General features: G+C 59.1%; 17 protein-coding genes. 14 read left to right on the forward strand and 3 right to left on the reverse strand.

Annotated features, from left to right (window positions below; genetic code table 11):
• The first annotated feature begins 107 nt into the window (after positions 1-107).
• The 8 genes from EJD88_RS14530 to EJD88_RS14565 all read left to right on the forward strand — a co-directional run bounded on the left by EJD88_RS14530 (position 108) and on the right by EJD88_RS14565 (position 8022).
• Positions 108-1403, forward strand: a complete 1296-nt coding sequence (locus EJD88_RS14530; protein WP_099583142.1) for an MFS transporter — start codon at positions 108-110, stop codon at positions 1401-1403.
• Between the two features lie 16 nt (positions 1404-1419).
• Positions 1420-2604 carry an L-rhamnonate dehydratase gene (rhmD, locus tag EJD88_RS14535; protein WP_158878308.1) on the forward strand — a complete coding sequence of 395 codons (1185 nt, stop codon included), beginning with the start codon at positions 1420-1422 and terminating at the stop codon, positions 2602-2604.
• 10 nt (positions 2605-2614) lie between these two features.
• Positions 2615-3415, forward strand: a complete 801-nt coding sequence (locus EJD88_RS14540; RefSeq protein ID WP_158878309.1) for an aldolase/citrate lyase family protein — start codon at positions 2615-2617, stop codon at positions 3413-3415.
• A gap of 10 nt (positions 3416-3425) precedes the next feature.
• Positions 3426-4859, forward strand: a complete 1434-nt coding sequence (gene aldA / locus EJD88_RS14545) for an aldehyde dehydrogenase (RefSeq protein ID WP_158878310.1) — start codon at positions 3426-3428, stop codon at positions 4857-4859.
• A gap of 69 nt (positions 4860-4928) precedes the next feature.
• On the forward strand, positions 4929-5804 hold the full coding sequence (locus EJD88_RS14550) for an amidohydrolase (RefSeq protein WP_158878311.1): 876 nt from the start codon (positions 4929-4931) through the stop codon (positions 5802-5804).
• Positions 5804-6124, forward strand: coding sequence for an L-rhamnose mutarotase (gene rhaM, locus EJD88_RS14555; protein WP_158878312.1), 321 nt, complete (start codon positions 5804-5806; stop codon positions 6122-6124). Before EJD88_RS14550 ends, rhaM begins: the two co-directional genes overlap by 1 nt.
• Positions 6125-6164: 40 nt before the next feature.
• On the forward strand, positions 6165-7223 hold the full coding sequence (rhaT, locus tag EJD88_RS14560) for an L-rhamnose/proton symporter RhaT (protein WP_099583148.1): 1059 nt from the start codon (positions 6165-6167) through the stop codon (positions 7221-7223).
• 28 nt (positions 7224-7251) lie between these two features.
• The gene (locus tag EJD88_RS14565) at positions 7252-8022 is read left to right on the forward strand and encodes an SDR family NAD(P)-dependent oxidoreductase (RefSeq protein ID WP_158878313.1); all 771 of its coding nucleotides are present in this window, start codon (positions 7252-7254) and stop codon (positions 8020-8022) included.
• A gap of 66 nt (positions 8023-8088) precedes the next feature.
• Here the strand turns inward: EJD88_RS14565 and EJD88_RS14570 are convergent, their stop codons facing one another.
• The gene (locus EJD88_RS14570) at positions 8089-9534 is read right to left on the reverse strand and encodes a mechanosensitive ion channel family protein (protein WP_158878314.1); all 1446 of its coding nucleotides are present in this window, start codon (positions 9532-9534) and stop codon (positions 8089-8091) included.
• Positions 9535-9873: 339 nt separating this feature from the next.
• Between EJD88_RS14570 and EJD88_RS14575 the strand changes: the two genes are divergently transcribed.
• From EJD88_RS14575 to solA, 4 genes are read left to right on the forward strand one after another with little or no spacing between them, the layout of a single operon-like run.
• Entirely contained in the window at positions 9874-10680 is an 807-nt protein-coding gene (locus tag EJD88_RS14575; RefSeq protein WP_158878315.1) for a pyrroline-5-carboxylate reductase, read from the forward strand.
• Positions 10681-10682: 2 nt separating this feature from the next.
• A complete protein-coding gene (locus tag EJD88_RS14580; RefSeq protein ID WP_158878316.1) occupies positions 10683-11540 on the forward strand; it encodes a methyltransferase in 858 nt (285 codons plus the stop codon).
• 6 nt (positions 11541-11546) lie between these two features.
• Positions 11547-12443: an EamA family transporter gene (locus EJD88_RS14585; RefSeq protein ID WP_158878317.1), complete on the forward strand. Its 897-nt coding sequence runs from the start codon at positions 11547-11549 to the stop codon at positions 12441-12443.
• A gap of 11 nt (positions 12444-12454) precedes the next feature.
• Positions 12455-13624, forward strand: a complete 1170-nt coding sequence (solA, locus tag EJD88_RS14590) for an N-methyl-L-tryptophan oxidase (RefSeq protein ID WP_158878318.1) — start codon at positions 12455-12457, stop codon at positions 13622-13624.
• A 239-nt stretch (positions 13625-13863) separates the two neighbouring features.
• Here solA and EJD88_RS14595 read toward each other — a convergent pair whose 3' ends face one another.
• On the reverse strand, positions 13864-14730 hold the full coding sequence (locus EJD88_RS14595; protein ID WP_158878319.1) for a pirin family protein: 867 nt from the start codon (positions 14728-14730) through the stop codon (positions 13864-13866).
• Between the two features lie 180 nt (positions 14731-14910).
• On the opposite strand from EJD88_RS14595, the gene EJD88_RS14600 reads away from it, so the two are divergent.
• Positions 14911-15654, forward strand: a complete 744-nt coding sequence (locus tag EJD88_RS14600) for a response regulator (protein ID WP_158878320.1) — start codon at positions 14911-14913, stop codon at positions 15652-15654.
• 20 nt (positions 15655-15674) lie between these two features.
• Positions 15675-16994 (forward strand): ATP-binding protein, encoded by a 1320-nt coding sequence (locus EJD88_RS14605; RefSeq protein ID WP_160385006.1) that lies wholly within the window; start codon positions 15675-15677, stop codon positions 16992-16994.
• On the opposite strand, the gene EJD88_RS14610 is transcribed toward EJD88_RS14605, so the two are convergent.
• Positions 16991-18928, reverse strand: a complete 1938-nt coding sequence (locus tag EJD88_RS14610; protein ID WP_158878322.1) for a TonB-dependent receptor domain-containing protein — start codon at positions 18926-18928, stop codon at positions 16991-16993. The two genes, EJD88_RS14605 and EJD88_RS14610, sit on opposite strands and share 4 nt — an antisense overlap.
• Positions 18929-19035 lie beyond the last annotated feature (107 nt).

Genomic DNA, 19035 nt, shown 5'->3' on the forward strand with positions numbered 1-19035 from the left:
CATTATCGATACCCTGAGGGTATCACTTGTAAGCTAGATTCGATTTGTAGCGCATTGCTCGGTCGCCGTACAGTCCGTCCCATAAGAACAAAACAACGGACTCCATCATGAAAACCCTGCCCGCGCCCCTGCTCGCCAAGATTTCCTGGCGGCTGCTGCCCTTCCTGCTGTTGATGTACATCATGGCGTTTCTCGACCGCGCCAATGTCGGGTTCGCCAAACAAGCCTTCCAGGCCGACACCGGCTTGAGCGATGCCGCGTTTGCCTTCGGCGCCGGTGTGTTCTTTGTCGGCTACGCGCTGCTGGAAGTGCCAAGCAACCTGATCCTGCACCGTGTCGGCGCCCGCCTGTGGATGTGCCGCATCATGGTCAGTTGGGGCCTGATTTCGGCGGCGATGGTGTTTGCCCACAACGAAACCAGTTTTTACCTGCTGCGTTTCTTGCTCGGTGTGGCCGAAGCCGGCTTCTTCCCCGGCGTGATCCTCTACCTCACTTACTGGTTCCCCCAGGCCGTGCGCGGCAAGGCCATGGGTTTCTTCTACTTTGGCGCGCCCCTGGCATTTATCTTCGGCAGCCCGCTGTCCGGTTTGCTGCTGGAGATGGACGGCTTCGCTGGCATCCATGGCTGGCAGTGGCTGTTCGCGGTGGAAGGCCTGATGGCCACCGCCGTGGGCATCTGGGCCTACTGGTACCTGGACAACCGTCCCGCCGATGCCAAGTGGCTGAGCGCGGATGAGCGCGAGCAAATCCAGACCTTGCTGGATGCAGAAGACCAACACAAAACCTCCCACGGCCGCAGCCTGCTCAACGTGCTGTGCCAGCCATCGGTGCTGTACCTGTGCCTGGTGTATTTGCTGATCCAGGCCAGCGTCTACGGCGTGGTGTTTTACCTGCCGACCCAAGTGGGCGACCTGCTCGGCACCAAGGTCGGCTTGATGGTCGGGCTGGTCTCGGCGATTCCGTGGATCTGCGCGCTGTTTGCTGCGTGGTGGATTCCCGGTTATTCCGACCGCACCGGCGAGCGCCGCCGCACCGCCTGCCTGACGTTATTGATGGCCGCTGCCGGGATCGCTTGCTCGGTGACCTTCACCAACCCGTTGCTGGGCATGCTCGCCCTGTGTTTTGCCGCCTCGGGTTTTATCGCGGTGCAGCCGGTGTTCTGGACCTTTCCGTCGAGCTACCTGGCGGGCAGCGCTGCGGCAGCGGGCATTGCGCTGATCAACTCCTTCGGTGCCCTCGGCGGCTTTATCGCACCGGTCATCAAGCACTGGGCCGAAGGCGCCTTCCATTCCCCGGCAGCCGGTTTGTACCTGCTGTCCGCTACCACGGTACTGGCTGCGTTGCTGGTACTGGGCATCCATTCACCCGGCCGCACTGCATCGAACACGCCGGCCACTGTTTAACGCCAGGAGTCTTACCATGGGTCATCTCACCATCAAACACGTGCGCGCCTTTGTATTGCGAGGCGGCGGCGCCGATTACCACGATCAGGCCGACGGCCACTGGATCGACGATCACATCTGCACACCCATGAGCAAATACCCCGAGTACCGCCAGAGCCGTCGCAGTTTCGGCATCAACGTGCTCGGCACGCTGGTGGTGGAGATCGAAGCCAGCGACGGCACCGTCGGGTTTGCTGTGACCACCGGCGGCGAACCGGCGGCGTATATCGTCGAAAAGCACCTGGCGCGCTTTATTGAAGGTGCCCGCGTCACCGATATCGAAAAGATCTGGGACCAGATGTACCAGTCCACCCTCTACTACGGCCGCAAAGGCTTGGTGATCAACACCATTTCCGGCGTCGACCTGGCGCTGTGGGACTTGCTCGGCAAGATCCGCCAGGAGCCGGTGCACCAACTGCTCGGCGGTGCGGTGCGTGACGAATTGCAGTTCTACGCCACCGGCGCCCGCCCGGACCTGGCCCAGAAGATGGGCTTTATCGGCGGCAAGATGCCCCTGCACCACGGCCCCAGCGAAGGCGAAGAAGGCCTGCGCAAAAACCTCAAACAATTGGCCGACATGCGCGAGCGGGTCGGCCCGGACTTCTGGCTGATGCTCGATTGCTGGATGAGCCTGGACCTCAACTACGCCACCAAACTGGCGATCGGCGCCCATGAACACGGGCTCAAGTGGATCGAAGAAGCCCTGAGCCCGGACGATTACTGGGGCTACGCGGCCCTGCGCAACAACGTGCCCAAGGGCATGCTGGTGACCACTGGCGAACACGAAGCCACCCGCTGGGGTTTCCGCATGCTGCTGGAAATGGGCTGCTGCGACATTATCCAGCCGGATGTCGGCTGGTGCGGTGGCCTCACTGAATTGGTGAAAATTTCGGCCCTGGCCGACGCCCACAACGCGATGGTCGTGCCCCACGGCTCGTCGGTGTACAGCTACCACTTTGTCGCCACGCGGCAAAACAGCCCGTTCGCCGAATTCCTGATGATGGCGCCGAAGGCCGATGAAGTGGTGCCGATGTTCCACCCGCAACTGCTCGGCGAACCGGTGCCAATCAATGGCCGCATGCGCCTGTCGGTGCTCGACAAGCCCGGCTTCGGCGTTGACCTGAACCCGGATTGCCAACTGCACCGTCCGTATAACCGCTAAGGAACCTGCCATGAACATGCCCCGCAATGGCTTCAAGGCCGCCCTGGCGCACGACGCCACCCAGTACGGCATCTGGGCCGGTTTCGCCACCGGCTACGCCGCCGAGATCGTCGCAGGCCTGGGTTACGACTGGATGCTGATCGACGGCGAACACGCGCCCAACACCGTGCCCAGCGTACTCAACCAATTGCAGACAGTGGCGCCCTACGCCACCGCGCCGGTGGTGCGTGCGGTGAATGGCGACGCCAGCCTGATCAAGCAACTGCTCGACGTCGGCGCCCAGACGCTGATGATCCCTATGGTCGAAACCGCCGAACAGGCCCAGGCCCTGGTGCGCGCCATGCGTTACCCGCCCCACGGCATCCGCGGCGTCGGCGGCGGTTTGACCCGCGCCACCCGCTGGGATGGTGTGGCGAACTACCTGCAAACCGCCCACGAAGAGCTGTGCCTGATCGTGCAGGTGGAGTCGCGCCTGGGCGCGGAAAACGTCGCGGCGATTGCCGCTGTCGAAGGCGTGGATGCGGTATTTATCGGCCCCGCCGACTTGTCCATCGGCCTCGGCCACGCCGGCAACCCCGGCCACCCCGAGGTGCAGGAGCGCATTCGGCACGCGGTGGACGCCACCCTCGCCGCCGGCAAGGTCTGCGGCATCCTGGCGCCCAACGAAGACGACGCACGCCGCTACCAGGCCTGGGGTTGCCGCTTTATCGCCGTGGCCATCGACATCAGCCTGCTGCGCCAGAGCGCCCTGGCCACCCTCGCCCGCTATCGCCCGGTTACCGACGCGAAAGCGCCGTCGCGCACTTACTAAGGAGCTGCCCATGTCATCCGTTCCCGTGTACCAGAACTTCATCAATGGCCGCTTCGTCTCCAGCGAAGCCCATCTCGATGTGCTCAACCCGGCCACCGGCGCCTTGCTGTCCAAGGTGCCCGCCTCCACCGGCGCTGACGTCGACCAGGCCCTCGCCGCTGCACGGGGTGCGCAAAAAGAGTGGGCGCGCAAACCGGCCATCGAACGCGCCGGGCACCTGCGCCGTATCGCCGCCAAGCTGCGGGAAAACGTCGCGCACCTGGCCCGCACCATCACCCTGGAACAGGGCAAGGTCAGCGGGCTGGCCGAAGTCGAAGTGAACTTCACCGCCGACTACCTCGACTACATGGCCGAATGGGCGCGCCGCATCGAAGGCGAGATCATCACCAGCGACCGGCCCAACGAAAACATCTTCCTGTTCCGCAAACCCTTGGGCGTAGTGGCGGGCATCCTTCCGTGGAATTTCCCGTTCTTTTTGATCGCACGCAAAATGGCCCCTGCGCTGCTCACCGGCAACACCATCGTGATCAAGCCCAGCGAAGAAACCCCGAACAACTGCTTTGAATTCGCCAAACTGGTGGCCGAGACCGACCTGCCCGCCGGCGTGTTCAATGTGGTCTGCGGTGATGGCCAGGTCGGCGGTGCACTCACCGCTCACAAAGGCGTGGACATGATCAGCTTCACCGGCAGCGTTGCCACCGGCTCCAGGATCATGGCCGCCGCCGCGCCGAACATTACCAAGCTCAACCTGGAGCTGGGCGGCAAGGCGCCGGCCATTGTGCTGGCGGATGCCGACCTCGACCTGGCCGTCAAAGCCATCCGCGACTCGCGCATTATCAACACCGGGCAAGTGTGCAACTGCGCCGAGCGGGTGTATGTGGAGCGCAAGGTCGCGGATCAGTTTATCGAGCGCATCAGCGCGGCCATGTCGGCCACGCGCTACGGTGATCCGCTGGCCATGGCCGATGCGGAAATGGGCCCGCTGATCAACCGCCAGGGCCTGGACAACGTCAATCGCAAGGTGCGCACCGCGTTGAGCCAGGGCGCCACGCTGGTCAGCGGCGGGCAGATCGCTGACCTTGGCGCGGGCTTTCACTTCCAGCCGACGGTTTTGGCCGGCTGCAGCGCCGATATGGAGATCATGCGCGAAGAGATCTTCGGCCCGGTGCTGCCGATCCAGATCGTCGACGACCTCGACGAAGCCATCGCCCTGGCCAATGACTGTGACTACGGCCTGACCTCGTCGATCTACACCCGTGACCTGGGCAAGGCCATGCACGCGGTGCGCGAGATCGACTTTGGCGAAACCTACGTCAACCGCGAAAACTTCGAGGCCATGCAGGGTTTCCATGCTGGCGTGCGTAAGTCCGGGATCGGCGGTGCCGATGGTAAGCACGGCCTCTACGAATACACCCATACCCATGTGGTGTACCTGCAGAGCTGAGGTGGTGAAATGGGCCGGTGCGCGGTAGCGTGCTGGCCGTTCCTGACAGAGTCCCACAAGGATTGCGCAATGCCCCAGACGCTCTATACCGGCCCTATCATCGATAGTCATCTGCACCTGTTCGATCCGCGTCGCCCCCAGGGCATCCCGTGGCCCGAGCCGGGCAACCGCTTGTATGCCGCGCATTTACCCCGCGATTACTGGACCGTCGCCAGCTCGCACAATGTGGTCGGCGCCATCGCGGTGGAAGCCAGCCCATGGCGCGACGACAACCGCTGGATCCTCGAAACCCTGCGCAGCGACCCGCGCATGCTCGGGTTTGTCGGCAACCTGGACCCGCTGCACGCCGACTTCGCCGCCGACCTCGCTGCACTGGTGCAAGAGCCACTGTTCCTCGGCCTGCGCTACGGCAACCTGTGGGACCGCGACCTGCTGCTGGATCAGACGCGCCCCGGTTTTATCAACGGCCTGCGCCAACTGGCCGCCAGCGGGCGCAGCCTGGACAGTGCCAACCCGAACCCGCGTTTGATCAAGGGATTGTTGAAGCTCAGCGATGCACTGCCCGAGCTGCGCATCATTGTCGACCATTTGCCCAATGCCCAAGTGCCGGCCGGTGAAGAGGCCGCTTATCACGCCGACCTGCTGCGCCTGGCGGAGCGGCCGAATGTATTCGCCAAACTCGCGGAAATCCCCCAGGTCGGCCCGCACGGCCTGATCGTCGACACCGCGTTCTACAACGACCGGTTAGCGGTGTTGTGGGAAGCGTTTGGCGACGAGCGCTGTTTCTTCGGCAGCGACTGGCCCAACAGCGATCACCTGGCGGATTTCGCCACCACGCTGGGGCTCGTAAAAAGCTGTTTGGCGCACAAACCCGAAGCCGTGCAGGCGCAGTTTTTCCTGCACAACGCAGTGCGCATCTACACCCCGACCCATGGAGCGCAGTGATGCAGACCCGTGCCTTTCGCATGAACCTCAACCCCGGGCAGGCCGACGAATATCGCCGGCGTCACGACGAGATCTGGCCCGAACTGGCCCAGGCGTTGTTGGACGCGGGTGTGGTGGACTATCGGATTTACCTCGACGAACCGGCCAACGCGCTGTTCGCCGTGCTGACCCATGAAGACGCCCACGGCCTGGACGAACTGCCCGGCACCGCACTGATGCAACGCTGGTGGAGCTACATGCAGGACATCATGCCCAGCCATGCGGACGCCTCGCCGGCCAGCGTCGATTTGCTGCCCATGTTCCACCTGTCCCGGCCCTGAACCCACCGATGCACAACAACAATAAAAAGGATTCGACTACGTGGAAATCATTCTCCTTGGTGTGATTCTGCACTTCATCGGCGGCTTCGCCTCCGGCAGTTTCTACATCCCCTACAAGAAGGTCCGCGGCTGGGCCTGGGAAAGTTATTGGATCACCGGCGGCCTGGTGTCCTGGCTGATCGTGCCGTTGATCGCGGCGCAACTGACGGTGCCGGGCTGGGTAGACATCCTGCGCAACGCCGACACCAGCACCCTGCTGTGGACCTATCTGTTCGGCGTGTTGTGGGGCATCGGCGGGCTGACCTTCGGCTTGACCATGCGCTACCTCGGGCTGTCCCTGGGCATGTCGCTGATCATGGGCCTGACCTCGGCCCTCGGCGCGCTGATGCCGGCGCTGTACCGCGACCTGTTCACCGATGCCACCGAAGGCACCCTGACTTCGATGCTGGCCTCTCAGGGCGGGCACTGGGTGTTGTGGGGCGTGGCGGTGTCGCTGGTGGGTATTGCGGTGTGCGGCAAGGCTGGGCTGATCAAGGAACGGGAAGTGTCCGAGGCGGTGAAGTTCGCCAGTGTCAGCGAGTTTTCCCTGGGCAAGGGCATGCTGGTGGCGGTGATTTCCGGGGTGCTCAGTGCGTGTTTCAGCTACGGCATTTCTGCCGGCCGCCCGCTGGCCGCTGCGGCTGTGGAGCACGGCGCCAACAGCCTGTTCCAGAACAACGTGACCTTTATGGTGATCATGTGGGGCGGGCTGACCACCAACGGCATCTGGTGCCTGTGGCTGAACTGGCGCAACCGCAGCTTCCATAACTATTTCGATCGCAGCACGCCTTTGCTGGGCAATTACCTGTTGGTGGCCATCGCCGGCACGCTGTGGTTTCTGCAATTCTTTTTCTACGGCATGGGCGAAAGCCGCCTGCAGAACGACGCCAGTTCGTGGGTGCTGCACATGTCATTCATCATCATCGTGTCCAACTGCTGGGGCCTGTATTTCCGCGAATGGCACGGCACCAGCGCCGCCAACAAAGGCGTGCTGGTGGCCGGTATCGCAGTGATCCTCGGCGCCATCGCCATGGTCGGTTACGGTAATTACCTCGGCTGACGCCGCCTATTTTTGAAGGAGTGTTTTTATGTTGCTTGCAGACAAAACCGTGATCATCACCGGCGCCTCCCGTGGCATCGGCCGCGCCGCCGCCCGTGAATGTGCACGCCAGGGCGCCCGCGTGGTGATCGGCCACAGTGGCAGCGGCCAAGGCACCGAGGCGGCGCATTCGCTGATCGAAGAGATCAAGGCGTTTGGCGGTGCGGCCATCGAAGTGGGTGGCGATGCCGCCGAGCCGGACACCGGCGACAAGCTGGTGGCTGGCGCGGTGAAGGCGTTCGGCAGCGTCGACGTGTTCGTCAACAACGCCGGGATCTGCCCGTTCCACTCGTTCCTCGACATGCCGCGCGAGGTCTACCTGAAAACCGTCAACACCAACCTCAACGGCGCCTACTTCGCCGTGCAGGCGGCGGCCAACCAGATGAAAAACCAGGGCCGTGGCGGCGCGATCATCGCGGTCAGCTCCATCAGCGCGCTGGTGGGCGGCGGCATGCAAACCCACTACACGCCAACCAAGGCCGGGCTGCATTCGTTGATGCAGTCCTGCGCCATTGCACTGGGGCCCTATGGCATTCGTTGCAACTCGGTACTACCGGGGACCATCGCCACCGACATCAACAAGGACGATCTGGCCGACGAGGAAAAACTCGCCTACATGACCTCGCGTACGCCGTTGGGGCGGTTGGGTGAGCCGGATGATGTGGCTGGGCCGATTGTGTTCCTGGCTTCGGATATGGCGCGTTATGTCACAGGCGCGTCGTTGCTCGTCGATGGCGGCCTCTATGTGAACCTGCAGTAACCCCCGCTCTCCCTCAAACATCACAGCCCCCTCCCACAGGGGATCTCTGTGTGCCTGTGCGGTCTGTCAAAGACCGCGCTTGCGCAGCCACTGTAAAAAGCCCTTCTTGACCGGCACCACGGGCGCGTCCTGGGTCAGGGCCTGGGCCGCGTGCAAGCGGAAGTCCAGCAGGGTTTTCATGGCGTCGGCGATGTCGTGTCGTGCGTCAAGGCACGGCGTCAGGTATTCCTTTTCAATGCGGTACAGGGTGCAGAACGTCTTGGCGGTAAAGTCCGCCAACGCGGCCTGATCGGTCAAAATCCCCGCTTCGCCGATGACCTCTCCAGGGCCCATGCGCCCGGCCTCGAAGGTATGACCGCCTTTGATCAGCATCACCGACACCACACCCGACTCCACGATAAACAAATGATCGCTGACCTCCCCCGCCGGCAAAATCATCTCGCCGGGGCGGTAACTGTGCAGGGTCATGTTCTGGCTGAAGGTGTCTTTTTCCTCCTGGCGCAGGGTCGAGAAAATCGACGAGCTGTCCAGCAACGCCCGTGCTCGGGAAGTTGGCACCGGGGTCGCGCTTTCGCCAGCAGACAGCAGGCTCACACCCGCCGCTTGCAGGTGCCGGAACGCCAGGTCGTAGAGTTGGTTGCGCACTTCGCGCTTGAGGGGCATGGCCGGCACGAAGCCGCTGATTTCATACTCCACGCCACCGCTCGCGGAAGTCTTGAACGCCACACTCGGCGCGGGCTTGGCCAACAACGGCCGGCACCCCTGCATGGCACGCTCCAGCGCTTCGATCACCGTTTGCGGCCGCGCATGGGGGCTGACCTGCAAGCTGACTGCCAGGCCGAACATGTCCGCCGGGCGCGAGAAGTTGATGATCTTGGCCTTCGCCGCCAAGGAGTTGGGAATCACCGCCATGCTGCCCTGGGAGGTTTGCAGGCGCGTGGCGCGCCAGTCGATATCGGTGACCCGGCCTTCGGTGCCGTCGATGGAAATCCAGTCATCCAGTTGATAGGGCTTGGTGGTGTTGAGCACGATCCCGGAAAACACATCGCTCAACGTGCTTTGCAACGCCAGGCCGACAATGATCGCCACCGCGCCGGACGTCGCAAGCACGCCTTTGACTGGCAAGTCGAGCACGTAGGCCAGCGCCGCGATGATCGCAATCAGGAAAATCACCGCGCCCATCAAATCCTGCAACAACCGCCCGGTATGCCCGACCCGCTGCATCATCAACGCCCCGAGCAACACCGTCAGCGTACGCGCAGCGAACAACCACCAACCAATCTGCAACGCCGTGGCAGCCATGTGCAACGCGGTGTTGTCGGCATAGGGCGCGACGAGCATTGGATTCATGCCGTCGTTGAACAGCACGGCACTGAAGACAGCGAAGATCACCAACCGCGCCGCGAGTTTCCAATTGGCGAGGTTGGCGGAGATAAGCCGCCACACGGCGATGTCGATGAGGATCAGCGCCAGGGCGCAGAGCATCGGGTGATCGGAGATAAATGAGGGCATCCAGGCGACTCCAGGGCGAATGACGGGAAGATCGCATGAAATGGGGGTGGCGGGTATAGGGCAGGAAAAATATTCGGACCATGGCATAGAGATTCAAGTTATCTCCCACGCAAAGTCCTTTAGTTCAAGAGTGCCATGCAGAAAAACTTCCTTCAGACATTTCTGAAGAGGTCTCTTGGTACACTCCAAACATCCCAGGAGCGCCACAAACGCCACCCTCAACATCCTAACAACCCGAAACATGATAAGAAATGTACTACACATTTTTAGGACGCTTTAAATTTGAAAAACCAGCAGATTGATACGAGGCTTAAAAAATAATTTCAATAGGAGCTATTTATGGCGTTCGCGAAAGACGTTGTCATTATTGGGGCTGGCCATATGGGATATGCAATAGCTTTAGGCTTAAAGCGATCATCCCAAACTCTATCCATCGCAGCTGTCGACCTGAACCATACTTACGGCAATGAAATGAAAAACGCAGGGATTCAGGTAATAAATAACCTGCCAAACAATTCAACCTCAAAAATTATGATCCTAGCCATTCCCCCCCAAGCCTTTGCGACGCTCGCAGAAAGCAATTTGCAGCATAAGCTACGTACCGACATGACGGTTTCAGTTATGGCGGGGGTCAATCTTTCCGAACTGGCAGATCTTTTAAAAACCTTACAAGTTTGCCGAGCAATTCCAAATCTTCCATCCGCCATCAACGAGGGCATGTCCGTATTAGCATTTACCCCACAAACCACTCAAAAAAATAGATGTCTGGTTAATGGGATGTTCTCCAAGCTCGGCAGATTACTCATCGTAAAAGAAGAATCCCTCATTGATGATGCAACAGCGTTGGTCGGTGGGGGGCCGGCTTATGTCGCCTACTTTGCACAAGCTCTTGTTGAGTATGCTCTATTGGCGGGCTTTGATGAACGCAACGCGTGCGCCATGGTAGTCCAAACCCTGCGCGGTTCATCCGAACTGCTTGACGTCTATCAAGAGGCGCCAGAAAAACTTTGTGAAAAAGTCATGACGCAAAATGGCACAACCGAACAAGCGATAAAGCTATTTAACAATCAAAAAATGAAAGCTGTCATTGTAGAGGGCCTTAGACAGGCCTGCGCGCGTTCAAAAGAATTGGGAAGGAGACTTTAGATATGCGAGGTTTAATTGATCACGGCATAGCTGGACAACTTCACTTGAAGACGGACTACCAGAGTTGTCTCGAGGGGGCCTATAGAGTTTACTTTGGATTAGGTCACAGCGTAAACCTAACTCATGCCTCTGGAGTATTCAATGTTAGCCTCGCCGGCGTGAGACTTGGAAGCTACCTGCTGCAATCAGCATATTTAAAAGATTCGGATCGTGGTTTTTTGGATATCGGCACAGGAAGTGGCGTCCATGCTTTCTTGGCACGTAAGCTTGGCGGTAACGACATCACCGCTACTGACGTCTGCGAAAGGTCAATCGCGCAGGCCAAGGCAAACGAACATATCAACTTTAAACACGATACTATTTCTTTTCTTACAAGTGACCTATTCGATGGCATTGCTGAAAGACAGTTCCATACGATAGTTTTCAATCCTCCTGGCTGGAGAACACCGTCTAAATCATTTATTCGACGATTGCTCACGTCTAATCAGACAGACCAATTGTCCATGCGCGCTATGTTTTATGGCGAAGAGGTTATTAGTCGATTTCTTGAGGACCTTCCGAGATACCTTGCACCTTCGGGCGTAGCAATTGTTGGGCTAAATTCGCTGATGGGAATACGTGACGTGCTGCACAGGTACGATCAAAAATACAAAAAAAAGCCTCCATTAACCTATAAGTTAGTTGAGAGGCATACGTTCCCGCTCATTCATTACACCGCCCAATGGAAAGCGCTGGACAAATATTTGAAGCTCGAATTTGAAAACTGGAGCAATCGAGATTTAGCTGCCTACTCCACCGATCAAAACGGAAACATTTATTGGTCATATGAAATTATCGAATTTTCACATCGTCCGATGTGATCGATTATGAACTCATTCCAGAAATCTATCTCGACATACGCCCTTCCAATAATTTTGTCTGGCCTGGCAAATTTATTTCTAGGATTATCGTCACTTTACTGGAGATCATTCACTGATGTTTCCCCCATCACATTGGTCGCTTATCGAATCGTCCTATCAGCTGCCATTCTCGCTGTGTTCGTATGTATTTTCCGTAAAGCAAGTCAGATAAAAAAAGTCACAACGAAAACTGTCTTCTTGCACTGTATTGCTTCGTTGCTCATTGCAGCGAACTGGGGAGCCTTTATCTGGGCTTCTATCAATGAACATTTTCTAGAAAGCGGACTTGGCTATTTAATAGCCCCCTTCTTTTGTATTGCAATCGGATTAGTAATTTACCGTGAAAAAATCAGCCCAAAAAAAGCCGCCATATTACTGGTAACACTCGGCTTTATCATCGCGTTGATTATATCATCCAAAAACTTGAACCACTTGACATACCTAATAATCTCTGGAACATGGGGAGCTTACATTTATATAAAAAAATACTCCTCTTTAGATGCTGTAAGCGGACTGTTTGTAGAAACGCTGTTCCTAACCCTAGGCCTAGCAATAGCCAAGCTCGCGCTCAACATTCCAATTATGTATAGCGACGAACTCGACAGCCCATCGAACACGCTAATTCTTATAGCAGGCGCAGTCTCCATCACACCTTTATTAATGCTGTCATATTCGACAGGAAAAATACCATTATCCGTAACCGGATTGATACAATTCATACTACCCATAACACTAATATCAATCTCAACATATACCCAAAAACAAAAAATTTCAGACACGTCACTCGCACTGAGCTTCATATTCATCGGCACATTAATCGTCCTGGTCATTTACGACGCAATAAACAACCAACCGTCTAAATAGAGAATACATAAATGAAAAATCATTATGATATTATCGTTATCGGCCTTGGAGTTATGGGGGCAGCTGCTCTATGGAGAGTCGCACCAAAATGCACTAGATCATTAGGAATAGACGCTTCCAGCCCCACCCATGACTATGGCTCATCCCATGGCGCCTCGAGAATATTTCGCCGCGCCTACTGGGAGGGGAATAAATATCTTCAACTACTTAACCATGCTGATTTATTGTGGAACGAACTTGAGCACGTCACTCAAAAACATCTCTTGTTTCATACGGGTGGCATTTTCGTCGGAACTCAATCCAGTCGCATCCTGAACGGAAGCATTCAAACTGCGAAAGAAGGAAGAATTGAACATGAGTTCTGGAGCAATTCAGAGGCTCGAAAATGGATGCCGGCATTCAACATGCCGGGGGAGATGCAGGCGGTATACGAGCCTGGCGCTTATGCAATTTCGGCCACCGATGCGAGGTTAGCAATGTTGGACGAGGCGGTTCTCAATGGCGCCAAAACCGAATTCGGTGACACTGTCGTAAAACTCGAAAATGAAGGCGCGGGCGTGCGCGTGACGACCAAGAGCGGACGTGTTTACTTTGCACTCTCGGTAATCATCACTACAGGGCCCTGGATGGCCAGCGACCTTATGCCTGAGATCTCTAGCTTCTTGGAGCCGCGCCGAGTCCCCATATATTGGTTCAAACCAAAAACGGGTTCCGAAGCTCTATTTTCTCAAGAGCAGTTCCCCATTTTTCTTTACGAGCGAGAAGATGGCGGGCTTCTCTATGGTGTCCCATCAATTGTTAGTAGCGAGCCTGGTGTAAAAATTGGCTTTCATAACAGGCAGCAAAATCCATCGTTTCCCGACTGGAAACATGCACGCGTGCAACGGTGCTATATAAACGAAATCGCCCCAATCATCGACTCCCTATTTCCTACGCTTGACCCTATTCCGACGCAAGTAAAGAACTGTTTCTACACGATGAGCCCTGATGATTCTTTCTTGATAGGAAAATCTCAAGCTATAAACTCAACTTATTTTGCATCTGCTTGCTCAGGACACGGTTTTAAGTTTGCACCGGCAATTGGTGATGCATTGGCCAATATGGCTACTGGTCAACAAGCAAACCTTTCGCTTTCAGCTTTTTCAGTCGATAGATTTAACACAGCTATCAATAGTTGCTAACGGCAAGGGCATTGACACGACTCCAGTGCGAATGGCCGCATGAAATGGGGCTGGCGGGCACATCAGCGCTGACTTTTGTAGTGAGCCAGCTTGCCCTGCGCTGGGGCGCGACGCGGCCCGAAACCGGCTGTGTGGTTTTTTCTGAAGAAACGCGGTGAAGGTAGTGGGGCTGCTGCGCAGCCCGGCGCGTGGCAAGCCCGCTCACTACAAAAACAATGCGAAATTTGGGAGAAAGCCAGTCAGGCGTGCATCCGCCCAAATTTACCCGACTGAAAATCCACAAACGCCTGGTGAATTTCCTGCTCTGTATTCATCACAAAAGGACCATGGCCGACGATAGGCTCGTCAATCGGCTCGCCGCTGAGCAGCAGCACCATGGCGTTGTCATTGGCCTCCAGGACCAGTTGCGTGCCATCGCGCTCGAACAGTGCCAATTGGCCTTGGCGCGCAACTTCCTCGCCATTGACCAGCACGGTGCCGCGCAGGATTACCAGAGCGGTGTTGCGCCCGGCGTGCAGGTCCAGGGTCACTGGTTGGCCGGCGTTGAGGCGCAGGTCCCATACGTCGATCGGTGTGAAGGTCCGTGCGGGGCCTTGAGTGCCCGCGAATGCACCGGCGATCAGGCGCAGGTGCCCGGCGTCATTGGCCAGCGGCAGCACGGGGATGTCGCCGTCGACGATGGTCTGGTAACCGGCGTCGGCCATTTTGTCCTTGGCGGGCAAGTTGACCCACAGTTGCACCATCTCCAGCGCGCCGCCTTTGCGGGCAAACGCTTCGGAGTGGAACTCCTCGTGGAGAATGCCTTTTGCGGCGGTCATCCATTGCACATCGCCTGGGCCGATGGTGCCGCCCGCGCCGGTGGAGTCGCGGTGCTCGACTTCGCCGTCGTAGACGATGGTCACGGTTTCAAACCCTCGATGAGGGTGCTGGCCGACGCCGCGACGTTGTTCGGTAGGGGTAAATTCGGCCGGGCCGGCGTGGTCCAGCAGCAGGAATGGGCTGATGTGTTTGCCCAGGTTGTCGTAGGAAAACAGTGTGCGCACCGGGAAACCGTCGCCGACCCAATGGGCGCGAGGGCTGGTGTAGATGCCGATGAGTTTTTTCATGGTGATCCTCCAAAGTGCATACACCTTAAAACCGATAGCAATTGAGCGCTAGGCGGCTAAAACACCCTAGAGCGTCCTACTGATAGAACGGCATACCCGCAACTCGCCATAAAAACAGCGTTAATGATAATGACTCGTAGTAATATCCACCCTCTCCCGCTCAACCTTCCGAGGGCTGCAATGCCGTTTGCCCCTGCGCCTGTCGCACCGCGCGTGCTGGTGGTGGATGACCACCGCAAAATCCGCGAACCCTTGGCCACTTATCTGCGTCGACACACCTTCGACGTGCGCACCGCCGAGGACGCGGCCGGCATGTGGCAATTGCTCAAGACCCAGGCGTTCGACGTGGTGGTGCTCGACGTGCTGCTGCCCGACGGTGATGGTTTCGAGCTGTGCAACCAACTGCATCGGCGCAGCAATACCCCCGTGATTCTGTTGACCGCCCGTGACACCGCCGCCGACCGCATCCGAGGCCTGGACCTGGGCGCCGACGACTACGTGACCAAGCCCTTCGAACCCCGCGAACTGGTGGCACGCATCAACAGTGTGCTGCGCCGCCAAGGCCGCAACACCGGGCCCGCCTTGCCCAGCAGTGGCGCCCGCGCCTATCGGTTTGCCGGCTGGCAGTTCAGCGTGGCCAACGCCACCTTGCAGCGCGAGGCCTGCCCGGCGATCCAGCTCAGTACAGCGGAAAGCCGCCTGTTGCAGGTGTTCCTGACCCACCCCAACACCTTGCTGCCCCGCGAACGCTTGATCGACCTCACCGCCGCTGCCGACAGCGACGTGAGCGACCGCGCCATCGACCGCCAGGTCAGCCGCCTGCGCCGCAAGCTGGCCCAGGGCGATGCCGCGCCGGACCTGCTGCGCACGATCTGGGGCGGCGGCTATCTGTTGGCGGCCGAGGTCAATGAATGTACGCCCTGAACCGGCTGTGGCCGCGCACCCTGGCGCGGCAATTGAGCCTGTTGTTATTGCTGGCATTGCTCGCCTCCAACGCTATCGCGATGTTGTTTCTGCAGCGCACCGGCAGCCTGATCCACCCGCTGTCACGCAGTTTCAGCCTGGAGCGCCTGGGAATTGCGCACCACACGGCAATCGACCTGACCTCAACGGAAACCGAACACCTGCTGGCCGGAATGAGCCATGACAACACGCGCTTCTGGATCGCCCCCACGCCGGAAGTGGCGCTATTTGAGCTGCGCCCGGAAGAACAGCGGCTGGCCAACGAACTGCGCCGCCACTTGCAACTGGACGACACGGCCACCATCGGCATGCAGTTGGAACGCATCAGCGGCGCCGACGCCCGCACCCACGTATTCAGCCCCGCCGGTTGGGCACCGTTGCGCCTGCGCACCAGCGTGCCGCTGCCCAATGGCAACTACCTCAATGCAGTGCAGTACCCCGCCGGCGCCTATGAATGGGGCCGCGTGCTGGCCTACAGCCTGCCGGTGACGACGCTGCCGGTGCTGCTGATCGTGATGTTTTTCATCGCCCGCGTGGTGCGCCCGATCAAGACGTTGGCCCAGGCCACGGAGCGCGTCAGCCGGGGTGAATGGATCGCGCCTCTGCCGGAACGCGGCCCGCAGGAAGCCCGCGACCTTACGGCCGCTTTCAACACCATGCAGGCCAATCTTGCCCGGCATGTCGAAGGCCGCACGCGGATGCTTGCGGCGGTCAGCCACGACCTGAATACGCCGATCACCGAACTGCGCCTGCAAGTGGAATTGCTGGAGCCCGGCGACGTCCGGGACGACATGCTCGAAAGCCTTGCGGAGCTGAGTGCAATGGTGCGAGAAACCCTGAGTTTCGTGCGCGATGATGCAGTGCAGGAAGCGACCGCAACGCTATCGTTGAGCAGCCTGCTGGATGACCTGGCCAAGCGTTATCAGCGCCTGCGGCAACCCGTCAGTTGGGCCGGTGCGCCGCCCCTTATGCTGACGTGCCGCGCCCTGGCGCTCAAACGCGCCTTGACCAACCTGATCGACAACGCCCTGCACCATGCCGGCGATGCCCACCTGAGCCTGATCCGGGAAGACAACGGCTGGCTGCGCATCGAGATTCTCGACCACGGCCAAGGCCTGCCCGAGGACTGGCTGGATAAAGTCTTCGAACCCTTTGTGCAACGCGGCGTCAGCGACGGCGGTGTGGGGTTGGGCCTGGCGATTGCTCGGTCGTGCATCCAGGCCCATGGCGGCGAACTGGTGTTGCAGAATCGCCCACCGGCAGGCCTGTGCGCGGTGGTGCGATTGCCCGCAGCGCTTTAGAAGTTGTACGTGGCGCCCATCCACAAGGTGCGGCCGTAGTTCACCGTGCCGTAGGTTTCATCGTCCAGCCGCTTGTCGGTGAGGTTGTTGAGGGAGGCGTTCAGGGTCAACGCATCGTTTACATCGTAGGAGCCGCCAAGGTCAGCCGTGGTGTAGCCCGGCGCCGGTTCGTCGGTAATGGTGTTGCCGGTTTCTTCGCCGTAGTAACTCAGCGACGCCCACGCCTGGGTGCGGTCGTTGATGCTCCACTCGGTGCGCAGATTGGCTTTTTGCTCCGGTGTGAGGGCCAGCGGCGCACCTTTGTTAGCACCGCTTTTCTGCTCGGAATCGGTGTAGGTGTAGTTGGCCTTGAGCAGCACGCTCGGACTGATATCCCATTGGCCGTTGAGTTCCACGCCCTGGATGATGGCTTTGTCGATGTTGACCCGTTCCATGACGGTGTAACCGTTCCAGCGCCGATCGGTGGTGACGGTGGAGAGCTTGTCCTGGAAATCGTTGTAGAACAGCGTCACGCCGCCCGACAGGTCATCGCGGTTGCTCCACAGTGCGGAGACTTCGTAATTGGTGCTGGTTTCGGGCTTGAGATCGGGGTTGCCGAACATCACGAAGCGGTTGCGGCGCAGGTAAGCGTAGTCCTCGACCACGGCGCGCAGTTCCGGCGCCTTGAAGCCACGGGCGATACCGCCCTTGAGCGTCCACTGGTCGGTGGCGCGCCACACGCCGTAGACCCGCGGGCTTAGATGCGCGCCGTACTCTTCGTGTTCATCCAGGCGCAGGCCGGTGGTCAAGGCAAAGCGGTCGGTGACTGACCATTCGTTTTCGGCGAACAGGGCTTTTTGCACCACCGAGAATTTATAGTCGACGCGGTCACCCAGGCCCTGGTTCCAGTCCGTCAGCTCGCTTTCATTCCATTGCACGCCGACGGTGCTGACATTATGGGCGGTGGGCACCACCAGCTTGGCGTCGAACACGGTGTTCTTGATCTCGGGTTTACGCCCGTAGATATCGGTTTGAGCCGGGGTGGCCTTGCCTTCGCGGGTCGAGGTTTCCTGGGACAGCGCAATGTCCGAGGTCGCCCAGCCCCAGCGGCCCTGGTGAGACAGGGACCAATGATCGCGGTTGTTTTCCTGCTCACGGGTGGCCCAGTTGGCGCTCATCCCGTCGCCATTCTTCAGGCGCGTGGCGCCAGCTTCCAGCAGGATGTCGTGATCAATGGTCGGGGTGAAGGCCAGGCGCGCGGTGAGGTCGCGGTGGTCGGCCTGGCTGAAGCCGTTGGTCTGTTCGATGTCATCGTCGGCCTGGCGGTCGAGGTAACGGCCCCACACCTGCAAGCCGAGGAAATCCTCCTTGAGCGGACCGCTGAGGTAGAACTGGGTCTGGCGCGCATTGCCCTGGTCGCTGTGCTGGCGGGCCGAGTAGTCGTAGCCGATGGAGCCGGCCCAGCTCGGCGAGACCTTGCGCGTGATCACGTTGATCACCCCGCCGATCGCATCCGAGCCGTACAGCGACGACATCGGCCCGCGCACCACTTCGATCCGCTCGATGGCGGCGGCAGGCGGCACGAAGCTCTGCTCGTAGCCACTGTTGCCGTTGACCCGCGACTCCCTCGCGCTCTGGCGTTTGCCGTCGACCATGATCAGGGTGTAATCGGCGGGCATGCCACGGATGGAGATGTCGGTTTCATTCGCCCCGCCGTTGACCGTCACGCCTTCCACATCCCGCACCGCATCGCCCAGGTCGCGGTAGGACTTACGGCGCAGTGCCTCGCCGTCGATCACCGTAACCGAGGCCGGCGCGTCTTCCACGCTTTGGGCATAACCGGCAGCCGTCACCACCACATCGTTGAGTTCCAGGGCAACGGGTTCGTCGGCATGGGCGCTGAAACTGCCGGCAACCAGCATGGCCAGGGGCGTAAAGCGAAAAGCAGCAAGCATGGGCGTGGACCTTAGGATTGGACTCAAAAGAGAATCGTAATCATCCAGCCCCGAATAACTTGGACAAAGTGTGACAACTGGTGCGGATTTCAGGGAGTTCCGTTTCG

This window comes from Pseudomonas sp. PB105, assembly GCF_009764655.1.
Lineage (GTDB): Bacteria > Pseudomonadota > Gammaproteobacteria > Pseudomonadales > Pseudomonadaceae > Aquipseudomonas > Aquipseudomonas cyclaminis.